This is a genomic window from Schaalia georgiae DSM 6843 (assembly GCF_000429245.1).
GTDB classification, from domain to species: domain Bacteria; phylum Actinomycetota; class Actinomycetes; order Actinomycetales; family Actinomycetaceae; genus Pauljensenia; species Pauljensenia georgiae.
In genome coordinates this window covers 76,646-93,834 of the sequence record NZ_AUBM01000010.1, presented here as the reverse complement: position 1 = coordinate 93,834, position 17,189 = coordinate 76,646, and the positions used below count along the sequence as shown (strand labels likewise).

13 protein-coding genes are annotated in these 17,189 nt (G+C 71.3%); 6 read left to right on the top strand and 7 right to left on the bottom strand.

What is annotated here, in order from left to right; translation table 11 throughout:
- Nucleotides 1-13: 13 nt before the first annotated feature.
- The 3 genes from G447_RS0105930 (at nt 14) to G447_RS0105920 (ending at nt 4,881) form a co-directional block, all read left to right on the top strand.
- Complete coding sequence (locus G447_RS0105930; protein ID WP_005871502.1) at nt 14-1,102, top strand: o-succinylbenzoate synthase; 1,089 nt, start codon at nt 14-16, stop codon at nt 1,100-1,102.
- A gap of 205 nt (nt 1,103-1,307) precedes the next feature.
- Entirely contained in the window at nt 1,308-3,053 is a 1,746-nt protein-coding gene (menD, locus tag G447_RS11160; RefSeq protein WP_051226260.1) for a 2-succinyl-5-enolpyruvyl-6-hydroxy-3-cyclohexene-1-carboxylic-acid synthase, read from the top strand.
- 103 nt (nt 3,054-3,156) lie between these two features.
- Nucleotides 3,157-4,881: a S1C family serine protease gene (locus tag G447_RS0105920; protein ID WP_026430395.1), complete on the top strand. Its 1,725-nt coding sequence runs from the start codon at nt 3,157-3,159 to the stop codon at nt 4,879-4,881.
- A gap of 110 nt (nt 4,882-4,991) precedes the next feature.
- Here the strand turns inward: G447_RS0105920 and G447_RS0105915 are convergent, their stop codons facing one another.
- On the bottom strand, nt 4,992-6,323 hold the full coding sequence (locus tag G447_RS0105915) for an isochorismate synthase (RefSeq protein WP_131295698.1): 1,332 nt from the start codon (nt 6,321-6,323) through the stop codon (nt 4,992-4,994).
- 57 nt (nt 6,324-6,380) lie between these two features.
- Between G447_RS0105915 and G447_RS0105910 the strand changes: the two genes are divergently transcribed.
- Nucleotides 6,381-7,088 carry a class I SAM-dependent methyltransferase gene (locus tag G447_RS0105910; protein ID WP_026430393.1) on the top strand — a complete coding sequence of 236 codons (708 nt, stop codon included), beginning with the start codon at nt 6,381-6,383 and terminating at the stop codon, nt 7,086-7,088.
- A gap of 274 nt (nt 7,089-7,362) precedes the next feature.
- Here G447_RS0105910 and G447_RS0105905 read toward each other — a convergent pair whose 3' ends face one another.
- The 6 genes from G447_RS0105905 to G447_RS0105880 all read right to left on the bottom strand — a co-directional run bounded on the left by G447_RS0105905 (nt 7,363) and on the right by G447_RS0105880 (nt 15,223).
- On the bottom strand, nt 7,363-8,205 hold the full coding sequence (locus G447_RS0105905; RefSeq protein ID WP_026430392.1) for a class II fructose-bisphosphate aldolase: 843 nt from the start codon (nt 8,203-8,205) through the stop codon (nt 7,363-7,365).
- 10 nt (nt 8,206-8,215) lie between these two features.
- Nucleotides 8,216-9,181, bottom strand: a complete 966-nt coding sequence (locus tag G447_RS0105900) for an ROK family protein (protein WP_207382542.1) — start codon at nt 9,179-9,181, stop codon at nt 8,216-8,218.
- Nucleotides 9,178-10,050 (bottom strand): SIS domain-containing protein, encoded by an 873-nt coding sequence (locus G447_RS0105895; RefSeq protein ID WP_026430390.1) that lies wholly within the window; start codon nt 10,048-10,050, stop codon nt 9,178-9,180. Before G447_RS0105895 ends, G447_RS0105900 begins: the two co-directional genes overlap by 4 nt.
- Nucleotides 10,051-10,201: 151 nt before the next feature.
- On the bottom strand, nt 10,202-11,398 hold the full coding sequence (locus G447_RS0105890; protein WP_026430389.1) for a Gfo/Idh/MocA family protein: 1,197 nt from the start codon (nt 11,396-11,398) through the stop codon (nt 10,202-10,204).
- Nucleotides 11,399-12,240: 842 nt separating this feature from the next.
- Complete coding sequence (locus tag G447_RS0105885) at nt 12,241-13,401, bottom strand: ROK family transcriptional regulator (protein ID WP_026430388.1); 1,161 nt, start codon at nt 13,399-13,401, stop codon at nt 12,241-12,243.
- Between the two features lie 118 nt (nt 13,402-13,519).
- Nucleotides 13,520-15,223: a DUF4832 domain-containing protein gene (locus G447_RS0105880; RefSeq protein WP_051226259.1), complete on the bottom strand. Its 1,704-nt coding sequence runs from the start codon at nt 15,221-15,223 to the stop codon at nt 13,520-13,522.
- Between the two features lie 144 nt (nt 15,224-15,367).
- Here G447_RS0105880 and G447_RS0105875 point away from each other — a divergent pair, with 144 nt between their 5' ends.
- Together G447_RS0105875 and G447_RS0105870 are read left to right on the top strand one after the other, a co-directional pair.
- The gene (locus G447_RS0105875; protein WP_034476520.1) at nt 15,368-16,282 is read left to right on the top strand and encodes a carbohydrate ABC transporter permease; all 915 of its coding nucleotides are present in this window, start codon (nt 15,368-15,370) and stop codon (nt 16,280-16,282) included.
- A 13-nt stretch (nt 16,283-16,295) separates the two neighbouring features.
- Nucleotides 16,296-17,174: a carbohydrate ABC transporter permease gene (locus tag G447_RS0105870; protein ID WP_005868801.1), complete on the top strand. Its 879-nt coding sequence runs from the start codon at nt 16,296-16,298 to the stop codon at nt 17,172-17,174.
- Nucleotides 17,175-17,189: the final 15 nt, after the last annotated feature.

Here is a 17,189-nt window from a genome sequence, read left to right as displayed (position 1 = left end):
CCAGGGGAAGCCCATGACCACCCGCCTGACGCCCGACGAAGGGCCAGTGACGAAGACCCGCGCCACGGCGACGCTCACCCGCATCCCCATGAGAACGCTTCCCCCGCTGCTGCGCAAGAAATTCAAAGCCGTCAAGGACCTCCTGGTCTACTCGGTGCCCATGCGGACCCGGTTCAGGAGGGTCACCAGCCGCGACGGGATCCTGCTGCACGGCAAAGCCGGGTGGGGCGAGGCCGCTCCCTTCTGGGACTACGGTCCCGAGGAGTCGGCGCGGTGGATCGACGCGGCCATCAACGAGGCGACCGTGCCCATCCCCTTCACCCGCCGCAAGAGCGTCCCCGTCAATGTCATCGTTCCCGTGCTCGGCCCCGAGGCCGCCGCCGCCCGGGTCGAGGAATCCCACGGCTGCGCCACCGCGAAAGTCAAAGTCGCCGACCCCGGATCCACCCTCAAGGAGGACTGCGCGCGCGTCGAGGCGGTCGCCGATGCCCTCACCCGCACCGTCAAACGCGAACGCTGGATCCGCCTCGACGCCAACGGCGCGTGGGACGTGGACCAGGCGGTCACCGCTATCCACGAGCTCGAGCGCGCCGCCGGGGACGTGCCCATCGAGTACGTGGAACAGCCCTGCGCCACCGCCGACGAGCTCTACGAGCTGCACCGCCTCATCGACGTGCCCATTGCTGCCGACGAGTCCATCAGGCGGGCGCCCAACCCCGTCGCCGCCGCCCGGATGAGCGGGGCCCAGGTCGCCGTCATCAAGATCGCACCGCTCGGCGGCCCAGAACGGGCCCTTCGCATCGCCCGCGACACTGGGCTCAGGGTCGTCGTCTCCTCCGCGCTGGAGACCTCCGTCGGCCTCGCCGCCGGCGTGCGCACAGCCGCCGCCCTGCCCGGCAAGGCCCTGGCGTGCGGACTGGCCACGGCGAGCCTGCTGGCCGCCGATATCACCGCGCCATTGGAGGTGTCCGGCGGGCGCATCCACGTCGCCACCCGCAGCCCGGACCCCGAGCTCATCGACCACAGCCCCGTCGACGGCGACCTGCTGTCGAAGTGGTTGGCGCGGCTCATGGCTTGCGCGCCGCACATCCTCGACAGGTGAGGCCGCGCCACGGCGGGGTGCCGTGTGCTGTTCGACCGGGGGCGCTGGTCTCCCGGCACACGGGTCCAGCGCAGTGCTCCGCGCGCACCGGTCCGACTGGGCGCACCGTTCCGTCCCGGTGTGTTGGTCCTGCCGGGGTGGCCCGGTTCCTGCGCAAGGTCCGGCCCCGCCCGGGGCGTGCCGCGCGTGCCGCTAGAGTGGGCCCATGACTGAGAACCCGTCGATCCTGGCTGCCCGCACTATCGTCGGCTCCCTCATAGGGGCTGGAGTCGGGCACGTCGTCTACTGCCCCGGGTCCAGGGACGCGCCCTTCGCATATGCGCTCGCGGACCTCGGAGGACTTGTCGGGACGACCGTGGCCATCGACGAGCGCAGCGCAGGATTCTACTGCGTCGGCCTTGCCCGCGCGGGCGTCCTGGCGGCCGTCATCACCACCAGTGGCACCGCCGTCACCGAGCTGCACCCCGCAGTCGCCGAGGCCAGCCACGCCCGCCTGCCCCTCGTCGTGGTCAGCGCCGACCGGCCCTTCGAACTGCGGGGGGTGGGGGCCTCGCAGACCACCGACCAGGTCGGCCTGTTCGCCTCCCATGTGCGCGGCACATGGGACATCCCAGCGGGGGCGGAGGACGCCGGGCGCCTCGCGGGCCTCGTCGCACGCGCCGCCGCAGCCGCCCGGGGCGCCCCCACGGGCGCGCCCGGCCCCGTCCACGTCAACGTCGGACTGAGGGACCCGCTGGTCCCCGCCGGGACGGGCGGGCACCGCGTCGAGGCCCCGGTGCCCGCGGGGAGGGCGCCCCTGGTCGCCGCTTCCGCCCCCAGGGCCACCCCATGGGAGGAGGCCGTCCCCGCGCCCACAAGGGGCGTCGTCGTCGCAGGGGACGGCGCCGACCCGGGCGCCGTCGAATGGGCGCGGCGCGCGGGGATGCCCCTCTTCGCCGAGCCGTCCAGCGGTGTCCACGCCGCTTCGCGCCCCGGCGGCGTCCTCGCCCACCAGCAGGCGGCGCTCACCTCGGAGCTGGCCGAGCGGATCGAGACGGTCGTCCTCACGGGCAGGCCCACCCTTTCGCGCGCGGTCAACGCGCTGCTGGCGCGCCCCGACGTGCGCCTGGTCGTCGTCGACCCCCACCCGCAGTGGAGCGATCCCGCCGCGAACGCCGACGCCGTCGTGGCCGCCCTGGCCCCGCCCACAGTGGGGGACGGCGCGGAGCAGCGGGAGAATACCGGAGGGGCCGGGGGCGTTTGGGCGCCACCGGGCTGGCTGCGCCAGTGGGAGCAGCAGGACCGCGCGGCGCGCGCCGCCATCAACGCCCTCGTCGTCCGATGCGTGGCCCAGGAGGCCCCGCCCACCATGTTCGAGGTCGCGCGTGCGGTCGAGGAGGCCTCCGACGGCCCGCTCGTGCTCGGCGCCTCCAACCCGGTGCGCGCCGTCGACCTCGTGTGCGCGGAATTGGCGGGGCGCCGCATCCACTCGAACCGGGGCCTGGCCGGCATCGACGGGACCATCGCGACGGCTGCGGGCATCGCCCGGGGGCTGGGGGCGAGTGGGGCGGTCGCTCCCAGGATCGTCGTCCTGCTGGGCGATCTCGCCTTCTTCCACGACGCCTCGTCGCTGGCGCTCGCCGCCGCGGAGGGCGCGCCCCTGGACATCGTCGTCGCCGACGACCACGGCGGGGGGATTTTCGCCACCCTGGAGCACGGGCGGCGCGAGCACGCCGACTTGTACGACCGGTGGTTCGGGGCGGGGCAGAGCACCGATATCGCGGCACTCGCCGCCGCCTACGGCGCCCGCTACCAGCGGCTGGACGCCGACGGACTGCGCGGGGCGCTGCGGACGGGCGCGGACGGCGGGGGAGTGCGCGTCCTCCACGTGCCGATCAGCCGCGCCGCCGGACTCTACGCCACGGCGGGCAGCGCCGCGGCACTCGGATTGGCGGCTCCCGGGCGGATATGAGGATTCAGACAACTTTCAGTGAACCCCCAGTGGTTGGGAATGAAGGGCGTGCATACTTGACTCAACGCACAACCCCGTAACGAGCCAGTAACGAGAAGGATCTATGAGCGACGAGAACTCCCAGTGGGTGCCCCGCGATCCGGGGACCCGGCCCGAGGCGTGGACCGACCAGGTCCAGCAGACCCCATACGCGTCAGGCACCGGGCAGGCGCCCGCCGCTGGTGCTGTGCCACAGGCGCCGTCCGCTGCTCCCGGTGCCGCCGAGACGGAACAATTCCCGCGCATGCGGGGGGGAACGTGGTCGCGGGGCGCTGAGGAGACCGCGCGGCTGCCCAGGACCGACGGCGCCGCGGCACCGTTGAACGCCCAGGAGACCACTCGACTGCCAAGGGTCGGCGAGACCATGCAGTTGCCGCGCGTGCAGGAGACCGCGCAGCTGCCCAGCGCGGCCGCCGGGCAGTTCCAGTCCGAGGCGTCCCCTGCCTACGGGCAGGCGGGGCTCGAGGCCGGGCCCGCCTACGGGCAGCCCCCCGCTGAGGCGTCCCCCGCCTACGGGCAGGCGGCTCCGGGCGGCGACGGCTCCCACGACTTCCCCCCGCCAGTCGGCCAAATGCCCTTGCAGCAGGGCGCGCCTGAGCTCGCGCCCGTGACCGGGAAAGCCGCCGCGAAGAAGGGGCCGGGATGGTTCGCCCTCGTCGCCTCGATGCTCGTCACGGCACTGGTCACTGCGGGTGGCCTGTGGTTCGTGCTCCGCCCCGACTCCACCCAGAACACGTCGGCCCCCCCGGCCAACGGCGGGACGGTTGCGTCCGTGGCGTCCACGGGCTCCGCCCCCGACTGGCAGGCGGTCGCCTCCGCCGTGTCCCCCGCAGTGGTGACGATCCAGGTGCAGAGCTCCTCGTCCACGGGCATGGGATCCGGCGTCGTCTACGACGCCAAGGGCGACATCGTCACCAACTACCACGTCATCTCCGCCGCCGTGCAATCCGGCGGGAAGATCCAGGTGACGCTTGCTGACGGGCGCATCTACGACGCTGAGGTCGTCGGCCACGACCGCACGACCGACCTCGCCGTCATCCGGCTGGTCAACCCCCCCTCGGATCTGACGGTCGCGCGATTCGGCTCGTCCTCGCAGCTCACCGTAGGATCGCCGGTCATGGCGATCGGCGCGCCCCTGGGCCTGTCCAAGACCGTGACGACGGGGATCGTCTCCGCGCTCAACCGGCCCGTCGAGGTGGCCGTGGACGACGACTCCTCCAACAACAACGGGCAGGGGGACTCCAGTGATCCCTTCGGCCAGCAGAAGCGCAACCAGAGCTCCTCGGACACGGTGATCACGAACGCCATCCAGGTCGACGCCTCGCTGAACCCCGGTAACTCCGGTGGTCCCCTCTTCGATCAGACCGGCGCCGTCGTGGGCATCAACTCGTCCATCAAGTCGGTCACCAGTTCGGACGGGCAGGCCGGATCGATCGGCCTCGGTTTCGCCATCCCCTCGGACCTGGTGACCTCCGTCGCCGACCAGTTGATCGCCAACGGCACTGTCAGCCACGCGGTGCTCGGTGTCAATATCGCGACCGCGACCGTCAGTGTCGGCGGCGACACCTACGCGGGGGCCGAGATCGCGGATGTGACCTCGGGCGGGGCGGCCGACAAGGCAGGCCTGCGCAAGGGCGATGTCATCACCCAAGTGGAGGGCCAGGAGGTCTCCTCCGCCAAGCAGCTCACCGGTTACATCCGCCGCTACAAGGGTGGGGACACCGTGAAACTCACCTATGTGAGGGACGGCGCCTCACACGAGGTCCAGGTGGTGCTCCAGGCCAAGTGAGGGCAGCCGCACAAGGCGGTCCCGGCCAGTGGCTCCGCACCGATGACGCCCGGGCGTCATCGGTGCGGAGCCCTTTTCCGCCTCGCCGCCGCACGCCGCCGTGCGGTGTCTCAGTGCGCGCCGAGGGCGTCCAGGAGGGCCCGCATCTTCGCCTCCGTCTCTGCCAACTCGGCCTCCGGGTCGGAGTCGGGCATGATCCCGGCGCCCGCGAAGAGCCTGATCCGGGAGTCCTCCTCCGCCCCCGACCCAGCGCCCTCGACCTGGCCGCAGCGCAGGGCGAGGGCGAACTCGCCCTCGCCCGCGGTGTCGATCCAGCCGACGGGACCCGCATAGCGGCCCCGGTCCGTGTCCTCGTAGCGCTCTATGAGCTCCATGGAGTCGCGGCGCGGTGTCCCGCAGACCGCAGCCGTGGGGTGCAGGGCGGCGACCGCGTCCAACAGCGACGCGTCCAGGACGCCCGACACGTCAGTGGCGAGGTGGGTGACGTTGGGCAGTTCCAACAGGAAGGGCTCGCGGGGGACGCGCAGGTCGGAGCACAGGGGGTGCAGGGCGGAGGCCACGGACTCGACGGCGAGCGTGTGCTCGCGCAGGTCCTTGTCGGACTCCAGTAGCGCCGGGCCCCCGCCGGGTGCGCACGTCCCCGCCAGGACGCGCGAGAAGACGCGCCCGGATCGCGCGGAGGCGAGCATCTCGGGGGTCGCCCCGATGAGGCCCTCGACGCCGAAGACCCACGTCGACGGATAGAGCGCGCCGAGGCGCTCCAGCAGGCAGCGCTCGTCGAAGTCGCGAACGCGCGCGATCATGTCCCGTGCCAGGACGGCCTTCTGGGCGCGGCCCCCGCGCAGCAGCGCCGCCATCCGGGTGACCTGTCCGCGCCACTGGCCCCGGGTCATCGAACCCTGTTCGGAACCGACCAGGCGCGCCACGGAGACGGGGGAGCGGCCCTCCAGGAGCGCGGCGGCGGCTCCGAGCGGATCGGCGGGCAGGTCCGCCGGATCCACAGCCGAGGGCGCGGGGGGTGCGCCGGTGCCCGAGGCGGGGGCCGTGTCGGCGGCGTGTTCCGTTCCGGCATCGTAGGCGGCCGCGCGGACGACGAAGCGCTCGCCCTGGCAGTCGATGACGGCCACGGCGGGAACAACCGCGACGGAAACCCCGGAGGAGAAGGCGAAGGACGCGAAGGCGACCGGCCGGGGGCCGGGGGAGTGGGGAGTGCCGGCCACCGCCGCCCACTGTTCGCGGAATCCGGCGATGGCCCCGGGGCCGCGGTGCGCGAACCTCCAAGCGGTGCCGACTCCTACGATCGAGCGCCGCTGCCCCATCCACGCGCACCCGCCCCGCGCCTTGGGCAGGAAATCGAGGAGTCCGGCACGCGCCAACGGAGACGACCGGGGCACCTGGCGCACGTGGAATCGCAGGGCCGAAAGGGGGGCGGTTGACAGCACGCCCCCATCGTAGCGGGCGACGCGACACCCGGCCCCCGGACGTGGGAGGATTGAAGTATGAGTGAAGTCCTGCGCGCAGACCTAAACAAGACCCAGGCGGACGTCGCGTCAATGTTCGACCACGTCGCCGAGCGCTACGACATGATGGACGCCCTCTTGACCGGGGGCATGAACCACGTGTGGATAGCCGCGTTCTGCAAGGCGGTGGCCCCGCACCCCGGCGAGCGGATCCTCGACCTGGCCGCGGGGACCGGTGTCTCTTCGGCTGCTCTGGCGAAGGGCGGGGCCGAGGTGGTGGCTTGCGACCTGTCCGAGGGCATGATCGAGGTGGGCCGCCAGCGCCACCCGGACATCGAGTTCGTGCAGGGCGACGCCATGGATCTCGACTTCGAGGAGGCGTCCTTCGACGCGGTGACGATCTCCTACGGGCTGCGCAACGTGCCCGACCCCGAGGGGGCCCTGCGCGAGATGGCGCGCGTTGTGCGCCCCCGGGGCCGCTTGGTGGTCTGCGAGTTCTCAACGCCGCCCTCGCGCGCCTTCGGTGCCGTGTACGGCGCCTACCAGCGGACGGTGATGCCGTTGCTGGCGCGCCTGGCGTCCAGCAACGCCCAGGCCTATGACTACTTGGTCGAGTCGATCCGCCAGTGGCCCGACCAGCGCGCCCTGGGCGCGATGATCGCCCGCAACGGCTGGTCGGAGGTCGAGTACCGCAACCTCACGGGCGGTGTCGTCGCCCTGCACCGCGCGGTGAAGCCACTGCCGTAGGGCGGCGCAGTGCGGGCCGCACCCCAAGTGTGTGCTTCCGGGGGAGCCGGTCCGGGGACCGGCTCTGGCCTAGGCGCGGGCCGCACCCCGAGGGCGTGCCTCTAAAGGGGCGTGGGTACAGGTCGGCCCTGGCGCGGGCACAGGCATTCCCCGGGTGCGAACGCGTGTTATCGGCACCGCGAGGGGGTTGTCGACATCGCGAGGGGGTTATAACGCGCGTCGGTGTCGACAACGCGCGTCGGCGTCCGCGCCGCACCGCCATCGGGGCCGCTGGCTAGTCATGCGCGGTGGTGTACAGGCGCATGAGGCGCTCGGCCTCGGCGCTGACCGCGTGGTTGGCGGGGCCCATGTACTTGCGGGGATCGACGATGCGCGGATCCTCGCCGAGCAGTCGGCGGACAGCGGATGTGAACACGACGTTGAGGTGCGTGGACACGTTGATCTTCGTCATCCCGGCGCGGATCGCGGAGCGCATCCCGTCGTCGGGCACGCCCGACGAGCCGTGGAGCACCAGAGGCACGGCGACGGCGCGGTGGATGGCGGCGATACGGGCGTCGTCCAGCACCGCGTCGCGGGTGGCCATCGCGTGCGAGGAGCCGACGGCGACGGCCAGCATATCCACCCCGGTATCCGCGACGAACGCCGCCGCCTCGTCGGGGTCGGTGCGCGCCGAGGGGTCGTGGACCCCGTTCTTGCCGCCGACCTCGCCGAGTTCGGCCTCGACGCTGACTCCGGCGGCGTGGGCGGCCTCGGCGATCCGCATCGTGGAGGTGCGGTTGTCGGCGTCGGGCAGTCTCGACCCGTCGTACATGATCGAGGTGAAGCCGAGGTCGATGGCCGCGCGGCACAGGTCGGGGTCCTCGGCGTGGTCCAGGTGGACCGCGACGCGCGCCGACGAGGCACGGGCCAGTTCGAGGAGCGCCTTCCCCAAGGGCGCCAGACGTCCGCCGTGGTACTTCACGGCGTTCTGGGAGAGCTGGAGGACCAGAGGCAGGCCGCAGCGCTCCGCGGCGTCGATGAAGGCTTCGGCGTGGTCGAGGAGGACCACGTTGAAGGCCGCGAGGCCGCGGCCCTGTTGAGCGCACTCGCGGGCGAGTGCTGCGGTATCGGCGAACATGGCTGCCTTTCTAGTGGAGGGTTGGTGCGGAGGGCCCGTGGGCGCCCCGAAGCGCCAGGGTGGCGGCGCCGAGCGCCTGCGACGCCGGGCCCAGCGCCGCGGGGACTATGCGGGGAAGGGGCATGCGCCCGGTGACGGAGGCCGCGCCCCGGGCGAGGTTGTCGTAGACGAGCGGTCCGCCCTTCGACAGGCCGCCGCCGATGACCAGGGGCACGTCGCCCACCTGGTGGCGGACGATCCCCAATTGGGCGCCGAGCAGGCTCATCGCGGAGGCGAAGACCATTGCGGCGGGCCCGCCATCGGGCTCCTGCGCGCGCTCCTCGGCCTCGCGGGCCCCCGCCCCGGGGCCGATCATTCCGGCTTCGGCGGCGCGCCGCGCGATGGCCGAGGCGGAGGCGATCTGCTCGAGGGGGGTCCGCCGGCCGGGACTGTCGGGGTCTTCGACCACGATCTGGCCGATCTCGCCCGCCCACGCCGGTGCGGGGCAGAGGCGCGAGCCGATGATGAGCGCCGAGGCTATCCCCGTGCCGATGGCGACGTAGAGCATGTCGGCCTCGCCCACCCCCCACAGCGACTCGGCCAGGGCGCCGCAGCGCACGTCGTGGCCGAGGGCGATGGGGGAGCCGAGGGCGTCGGACAGGAGCCTGCGCAGGGGGGCGCCGCGCCACCCGAGGTTCGCCGACAGGACGCCGACGCCATGGGCCTCGTCGACGATCCCGGGAACGCACACGCCCACGGGCAGTCCCCGTCCGGCGTCCAGGTCGCGCACGAGGCCGACGACGGTGCCGACGAGGGCGGGGACGTCGCCGACGGGGGTCGCGCAGGGGCCTGCCGCGGTGAGGATGGAGCCGTCCTGCCCGACCAGCACGCTCTTGACGGTGGTGCCGCCGATGTCGATCCCGACGGCTGCGGGGACCGGGGCGGCGGGGCGGAGAGGGGCGTTCCCCGCCCCGCCGCCCCGGTCGTCGGTGCTCACGGCAGGATCACCGAGCGCGTGAGGTTGCGCGGAGCATCGGGGTCCAGGCCCCGGGCCGCGGCGCGCGCGACGGCGAGGCGCTGGGCGAGGACCAGGTGGGCCATGGGATCCCATTGCGAGGCCACCAGTTCCGCGCCGGTCGCGGCCACCTGCTCGCCGAGGCCCTCGGGGACCGGGCCGAACACCCAGGTGAGGCGCCCCGGCTGGGCGATGGAGATGGGGCCGTGGCGGTACTCCATCGCCGGGTACGCCTCGGTCCACGACTGGGAGGCCTCGCGGAGCTTCAGGCCCGCCTCGTTGGCCAGCCCGATGGTCCAGCCGGTGCCCAGGAAAGCGATCTGGTCCGCGTCGACCCAGCGCTGGGGGAGCTCGGCGTCCAACGCGAGCTCGGCGTCGGCGGCGGCCGCGGCGATGTCGTGGCCGAGCGAGGCGCGGAAGTAGGCCAGGGCGGTGGTGGCGAAGCGGGTCTGGACCACGGACTCCTCGTCGGCGAAGCCGAGGACGACCTCGGTGGAGGCGAAGGAGGAGGCGGGGCCGCCGCCGACCGCGGTGACCAGCAGGCCCGGGGTGCCGCGCTCGGACAGGCGGCGCAGGACGTCGACGACCTCCGTGGTGGTTCCCGAGCGGGACAGGCAGATGACGCGGTCGTAGTGGCGGTCCCAGGGGAACTCCGTTGCCGTGAACGCGTCGCCCGGCCCCTTGCCCTTGCGCTCGCGTGCGGTGGTGTACGCCTGGGCGACGAACCACGAGGTGCCGCATCCGACGACTGCGAGGGATTCGCCGTCGCGGGGGAGCGGGGAGGCGTCGACTTCCAGCGCGCGCCTCCACAGCCGCGGTTGGCTGGCGATCTCTTCAAGGGTTTGGGACATCCGTGTCTCCTCACGCTTCTCGTAAATATGCAACACTCATTTGTAACGAGTGTTCTTATACTACCGGTGCGCGGGCCGTGGGGGAATGGGAACGGCCGTGCCAAGCGACGGCGGCCCGACTGGGCGCCCCGCGGAGGGGGTTGCGGCCCGACTAGGCGCCCCGCAGCCGGGCAGCGCGGCGCTGGTTGTCCTCGAAGTACGCCGCCAGTTCCGGGCGGACGCGGGGCACGTCGTAGGGGGTGTTGTGGTTGCGCAGCGAACGGGTCGCCAGGACCCCTGCGGCGACGGCCTCCCGGGCCCCCAGGGGTGTGGTGTCGGTGGGCTCCCCGTTGAGGACGAAGCGCAGGAACTCGGCCATTGTGGCGATGTCCGCGTCGTCGTGGCCCCTGGCGTCCCCCCGGATCGGGATCTCGATGTCCCCCTTGGCGTCGTAGCCGCGCCGGTGGGTCCACACGCGCACGACGCCGCCCTGGCCGTCGCCGAAGTTCTCGGCGCGGCCCCGGGTGCCGATCACTGTGTAGTTCCGCCAGTAGTCGGGCGTGAAGTGGCACTGCTCGTAGGAGACCATGACCCCCGAGGCCTGGCGCATGAGCAGCATCGACATGTCCTCCACGTCGATTGTGGGGTTGAGGCCGGTGAGGGACTCGGGGGGCCAGTTGTCGAAGGAGAACCAGTCCTGCATGAGCTGGCCCGGGCGAGGGGCCCTGTCGGTCAGCGAGCCGTACACCATGAGGTCGCCCATGGCGACGACCCGGGCGGGGACGGAGTCGGAAAGCCAGTTCATGACGTCGATGTCGTGGGCCGCCTTCTGCAGCAGCAGGCCGGTGGTTCGCGACCGGTCGGCGTGCCAGTCCTTGAAGTAGTAGTCGCCGCCGTTGCCCACGAAGTGGCGGCACCAGATGGCCTTGACCTCTCCGATCGTCCCCTGGCGGATGACGTCGCGGAGCGTGCGCACCACCGCCATGTGGCGCATGTTGTGCCCGACGTAGAGGGGGGTCCCGGTCCGGTACGCGGTCTCCAGGACGCGGTCGGCGCCCTCGATCGTGATGGCGATGGGCTTCTCCAGGTAGACGGCGGCACCGGCCTCCAGCAGCGCGCAGGTGATGGCCTCGTGCGTGTCGTCGGGGCTGGTGACGATCGCCGCGTCGATTCCGGCGGCGAGGAGCTGGTCGGTGTCCTCCACCCAGGCCAGGTGCTCGCCGAACGCCCGGGCCGCACGCGCGCGCATCTGCGGGTCGGGGTCGGCTCCGCCCACGAGGTGGGCGCCGATGCCCGTTTTGGCCAGGTTCTCTGCGATGGCGCTTCTGGCTCCGAGGCCGATGATTCCAATGCGCAACTCGGTGACCATGGTTCCTCCGTCGGGTGAGTGCCGTCTATGGGCTCCACCAATTATTCTCGCGGCGGACGAATTATGCAACATTCTAGACAAAAGTGTTGGGGCGAGGGCGTGGGCGGGCTGCGTTGTGGTCGCCGCCAGGTTCTGGGGGCGACCACCGTCAGTTCGGGGGTGGTGTGGCGTGGTCCGCCCGAGTGGTGTGGGCCGTGACAGGGGATGCGGGAACGGGCGCCGAGCCTGGCGTGGGAGGGCGCGCGGGGCGCCGTCCACCGGGCCCTGATGGCCCGGGCCGGTGGGCGCGGCGGCCTCGGCTGGGATGTGGGCGTGGACTCGTGCGTCGTCCGCGCCCACCAGCGCGCGACCAGCACGTCCCGCCACGCAGGGGGCTCGCCGGAGTTGCGGGAACCGGCTCGTTGAGCCGCCCGGCCATGGCGCGAGTGCTCCTCCGGCCCCGCCTCCCACGCCAAGCGCACCGTCGTCGAGCGGGCCTTCGCGTCCCACAAGCAATGGAGGGCACCGCCCACCCGCCACGGACGAACTCGCCGTCGTCCACACAGCGGGCCTCCTCATCCACACAATCCTCACCCGGCCCACTAAAAAGACACGCCCTAGGGCTCCGCTCTGCGGGATCCGCCCGCGGTTGCACCACTTAGCGCGCTGGTGCGCCACTTGGGCCCGAGTGGGCCCTGGTCCTCCCGGCGTGTCGGGGGCCTAAGTGGTGCGGGCAATGCCCAAGTGGTGCAGACGGAGGCTCAGGGCGTGTTGTGCGAGTCGTTCGAGCCGGTGGTCGATGCTGGATGCGGGTGGTGGCTTGGTGCCGGGCGCCCACACACCACCCCCTTTAGAGACGCGCCCTAGGCGTGCTGGGTGAGGGACTGCGCGGGCAGCAGGTAGTCGGAGTACGAGTGCGCCTCGAGGAACTGCGCGCCCCGCCATGCGGCGCCGTCGACGACCCCGCGGGAGCCTAGCCGGGACACCCGCAGTTCGGGCATTCGCAGCACGAGGGGGGCCAGGGCCTCGGCGAAGGGCTCCTTCCACAGGTCAGCCGAGGCGGAGATGCCGCCGCCGAGGATGAGCACGTCGGGGTCGACGGTGAGTACGAGGGCCGCCGCCCCGACGGCCAGGTCGTGGGCGAACTCGTGCACCAGGCGCGCCGCCTCGCGGTCGCCCCCGCGCATCCGCGAGCACACCCACTCGGCGGCCATGATGAGGGGCAGCCCCTTGGGCAGGCCGGGGTGGCGGCTGAAGATCGCGGGGGCCTTCGCCCACCGCAGGATGTCGAGGGCGCCGACCTCTCCCGCGGCCCCGCCCCCGCCCCGGCAGACGACGCCGTCGATCATGAAGGCCGCGCCGACGCGGGCTCCGGCCATGATGAACGCCCCGTTGGAGACCCCGATGGCCTGGCCCCTCCACGCCTCGGCGGTGAGGGCGAGTTTGCAGTCGTTCTCCACCAGGACTTTCCGCCCGTAGCGCTCGGAGAGGTCCTGGACGATGTTGACCGAGGACCAGCCGGGCAAGGAGTTGCCGAAGGGGCTGTTCCCCTCCAGGTCGACGGGGCCGGTGAGGCCGGCGGAGATCACCGAGACCCGCTCGGGGTCCACCTCGGCGCGGTTCAGGGCCTCGTCGATGACCCCGTGGGTGCGCTCCACGCGCGTCGCGGCGGGGGTGCGGGGTGAGACGGGGGCCTCCGCGTAGCCGAGCTCCGCGCCGTTGAGGTCCGTGAGCAGTGCGCTGACGCGGTTCGCGCCGATGTCGACGCCGAGGACCAGGCCGGCCGTGGACGCGAAGCGGTAGCGCTTGGCGGGGCGCCCGGCCAGGGTCCCGTTCGCCGGGGGCAATGAGATGATCCACCCCAGGTTCTCCAGGTGGGCGACCGTGGAGGAGATGGAGGTCCGCGACAGCCCGGTGGCCTGCGATAACTGGGTGACAGTCGCCGAGTCCACGCCGCGCAGGCACGAGATCACCGTGAGCGAGTTCAACTCACGGACGCGGTCGGGTCCAAAAGCTTCAAGCATGGTGCGTCCTCGGATCATGGCGGTGCCCGCTTCCCTTGTACCACAAGTTTACCGCGTGAGGGCGCGTTGCGGCCCGCTCAAGCGGGTGCGGCGGGGCCGGGCCGCACCCGCTCGGTCCTCAGCGCTTGCGCCGGACCAGGAGCGTGCCGACCGTCCCGGCCACGGCGGCCGCGATGATGAGGGGGACGGTCAGCGAGCCGGTGTTCGCCAGGTGCGAGGCCTTGGTCCCCGCAGTTGGCCTGGCGGTGGGGGCGCCCGGATCCGCGGGTGCGCCGGTGGCCGTCTCCGCGGGGTCGGGGGAGGCGCTCGGGTTGGGCGCGGGGCCCGCCTGGAGCGTCGACACTGCCAGCGGCAGGGTGAGGGCGCCCTCGAGGCGGGTGCCCATGCCCTCGTTGGCGAAAGCCACGGGGGCGCCTCCGGGCAGCGGGTTGACGACCCGCATGGTCACCGCGAGGTCGCCCGCGTCGGCGGGAACCGTGATGTCGGCGTGGGCGGTGGCGCTGGCGCCGGGCTGGATCGTGGGCAGCACGCCCTGGATCCGCTGGGTTCCCACGACGGTGCCGGAGGGGTCGAGAAGGGCGAACTCCAGGGGCCAGTCCGCGTAGAAGGGGGCCAGGCCGCTGTTGGCGATCTCGGCCTCCACCGAGACGATGCGGGTCCCGGCCCCGTTCGAGGCGGGCTCGGACACCGAGGCGCGCGCCTGCTTGGCGCTGAGCACGTAGCCCATGCGGGCGTTGGCGGTCTTCGCGCGCTCGAGGTCGGCGCCGGTGTAGCCCTCGGAGAAAGCCTTGTGGTTCATGAGCCACGTGGCGTGGGTGGCGTCCAAGGAGGCGTCCATGTCGAAGTTGCGCCCCTGGGCCCTCTCGGCGTCGGCCCCCGGGCAGTTGAGGGGCTGGGAGAAGATGCAGTGCTGGAGCGGCGGGTAGACCTCGCCGCCGATGGGCGCGTGCTGCCACGCCCCCTCCTCGTGCTCGGCCTTCATGTGGGACATGAAGTGCCAGTCCACGTTGTCCAGGGTCGAGTAGGCGAAGGAGTCGTCGTGGTAGCCCATGCCGTGCGCCTTCGTGGCCGCGGAGGGCAGGCGGTACTGGACGGCGGTCGTGTTGAAGGCGTCGTCCCATGCGGCGACGAGGCGGTCCTGGAAGTCCTGGGCGGGCATCCAGTTCTCGCCCTTGGGGTTGTCGGCGCTGGTTTCGCCGTTCATCGGCCACGTGTGGTTCTCGCCCCAGAAACCGATGAGCCCCGCTGTGATGAAGCCGATGCGGGCGTCGCCGTCGTACTTCTGCCCGAGGGCGCGCACGAAGTCGAGGATCATGTCCTGGACGCGGGAGTCGTTGTAGTCGGGGGAGAAGGAGATGTTCTTGTTGTCGAAGAAGGTGTAGGTGCGGGACGTGTCGATCCCCTGGTCGATGAGGTACTGGGGCACGCCCGTGGGCCGGCCCGGGTAATCCAGGTAGAAGCGGAAGACGGTCTGGTGTCCGCGCTGGCCGATCTGGTTCAGGCGCGTCTCGAGCGCTGAGAAATCGTAGGTGTGGTGGCCGGTGACGACGGAGGAGACCGGGATGTAGGTCCACTCCATCGTGTACCCGAGTCCCTCGGAGGCCGAGGGCGGCGCGGAGCCGTCATCGGGGGCGAAGGGGATGAAGCCCTTGAGTGGGTTCGCCACGGGGGCGGGGGCCGACGCGACCGGCTGCCACTGGCCGGACGGCGTGGATGCGATCGACGAGGCCGGGCCGGTCCCGAGCGCCGCGGGCAGGCATGCCCCGGCGGCCACGAGGAGCCCGGCCGCTGCTGCGGTCACCGTTTTCCTTGCAGTCCTCATCCTTGAGAATCCTTCCGTGTTGACTGTGGAGGAGGGTCCCCCATATAAGGAAGTCAAGCAGTGGGGAGCAATTCTGTCAACGGTCTTGACAAAGTTTGTCAAAGATGTTTCATTAGTCGTGTCACATCAATGGAGGTGTTCTCAATGACGAGTCCAACGGTGGCGGGGAAGCGCCGAGCAGCCCCCCGCACCAGGAAGCGCAGGGACGACCGGATCGCGGCCGCCGTGCTCTTGGCACCCTCGTTCGCCGGCTTCCTCGTATTCTACGTCTATCCGGCCCTGCGGGGTATGTGGTACTCGTTCACCGATTTCTCCATGCTCAAACCGCCCAACTTCGTCGGCGTCGACAACTACGCCACCGCCCTGGGATCCGCCGAGGTCTGGAACGCCTTCGTCGTCACCGTCGTCTACGCGGCCTACAACATCATCGGGCAGACCTTCCTCGGGCTCCTGCTCGCCGCCCTCATGCAGCGCTTCGCCCGCTCGACGTGGGTGCGGTCCATGCTGCTGCTGCCCTGGCTGGTGCCCAACGTCGCCATCGCCCTGATCTGGGGGTGGCTGCTCGACGCGAACCTCGGCTTCGTCACCCACCTGCTCAAGGGCATCGGCATCGAGGGCGTCACCTTCTTCAACGAGCACGCCGCCATGCCGATCGTCGCAGGCATCAACATCTGGGCGTACACGGGCTACACGGCGTTGCTGCTGTACGCCGGGATGCTGCAGATCCCGGGCGAGCTCTACGAGAGCGCCGCCCTGGACGGGGCGGGGGAGACGCGCATGTTCTTCTCCATCACCCTGCCCCTGCTGCGACCCGTCCTGGTCCTCGTCTTCGTCATGGGCCTCATCGGCTCGTTCCAGCTATTCGACACCGTTCAGATCGGCTACGCCGGGCACCCGATACCGGCGGTGCGCGTCATCTACTACTACATCTACCAGCAATTCACGTTCTTGAAGATGGGTTACGCCAGCGCCGTCGCCATGCTGCTGGTCTGCGTGCTCGGCGTGCTCACAGCCATCCAGCTGCGCCTCATGCGCGCGGGAACGTCGGACCTGGCCTGAGAGGGGAGCACCAGTGCTACGCAGAATACAGGCGTCGCGCGTCGCCGCCTACATCATTATCGCCCTGGCGGTCCTCGTCACGGTCTTCCCCTTCTACTGGATGATCAGGACCGCGCTGACCCCCCAAGCGGACCTCATCGCCGACTCCACCAGGCTGTGGCCCTCCCACCCCACCCTCATCAATTTCAAACGGATCCTCGGCCTGGTCTCCGTGGAGGAGGCCCAGGCCGCGGGGGGCTCGGGCGCCACGATCAACTTCGCGATCGCCACGACCAACTCCCTCATATACTCCGGGGGCATCGCCATCGCCCAGACCTTCTTCGCCGCGTGCGCCGCCTACGCCTTCGCCCGGCTGCGCTTCCCCGGCAAGAACTTCCTCTTCGGGTGCGTCATCGGCGCGCTCATGGTCCCCGGCATCTTCTCCCTGCTGCCCAACTACGTCCTGGTCAAGCAGCTCGGATGGCTGGACACGATGCACGGCATGATGCTGCCGGCCCTGTTCATGGCGCCCTTCTCCGTCTTCTTCCTGCGCCAGTTCTTCCTCTCGCTGCCACGCGAGATCGAGGAGGCCGCGATGCTCGACGGCCTGGGGCCCATCGCCCGCTTCTTCCGCGTGACCATCCCCATGTCGACAGGGCCGATCATGACAATGGCCCTCATCACTATTATCGGGATGTGGAAGGACTTCCTGTGGCCGCTGCTCGTGGGGAGGAACGGCGCCCAGCTGCTCACCGTCGCCCTCGGGATCTTCCAACAGCAGTCCCCCAACCGCGCCCCGGACTGGACTGGGCTCATGGCGGGCTCGACCCTGTCCGTCATCCCCGTCCTCATCCTGCTGGTCCTCATGGGCCGCAAGCTCGTCGAATCGCTCAATTTCTCAGGAATCAAATAGGCCCTGTGCCCCGAC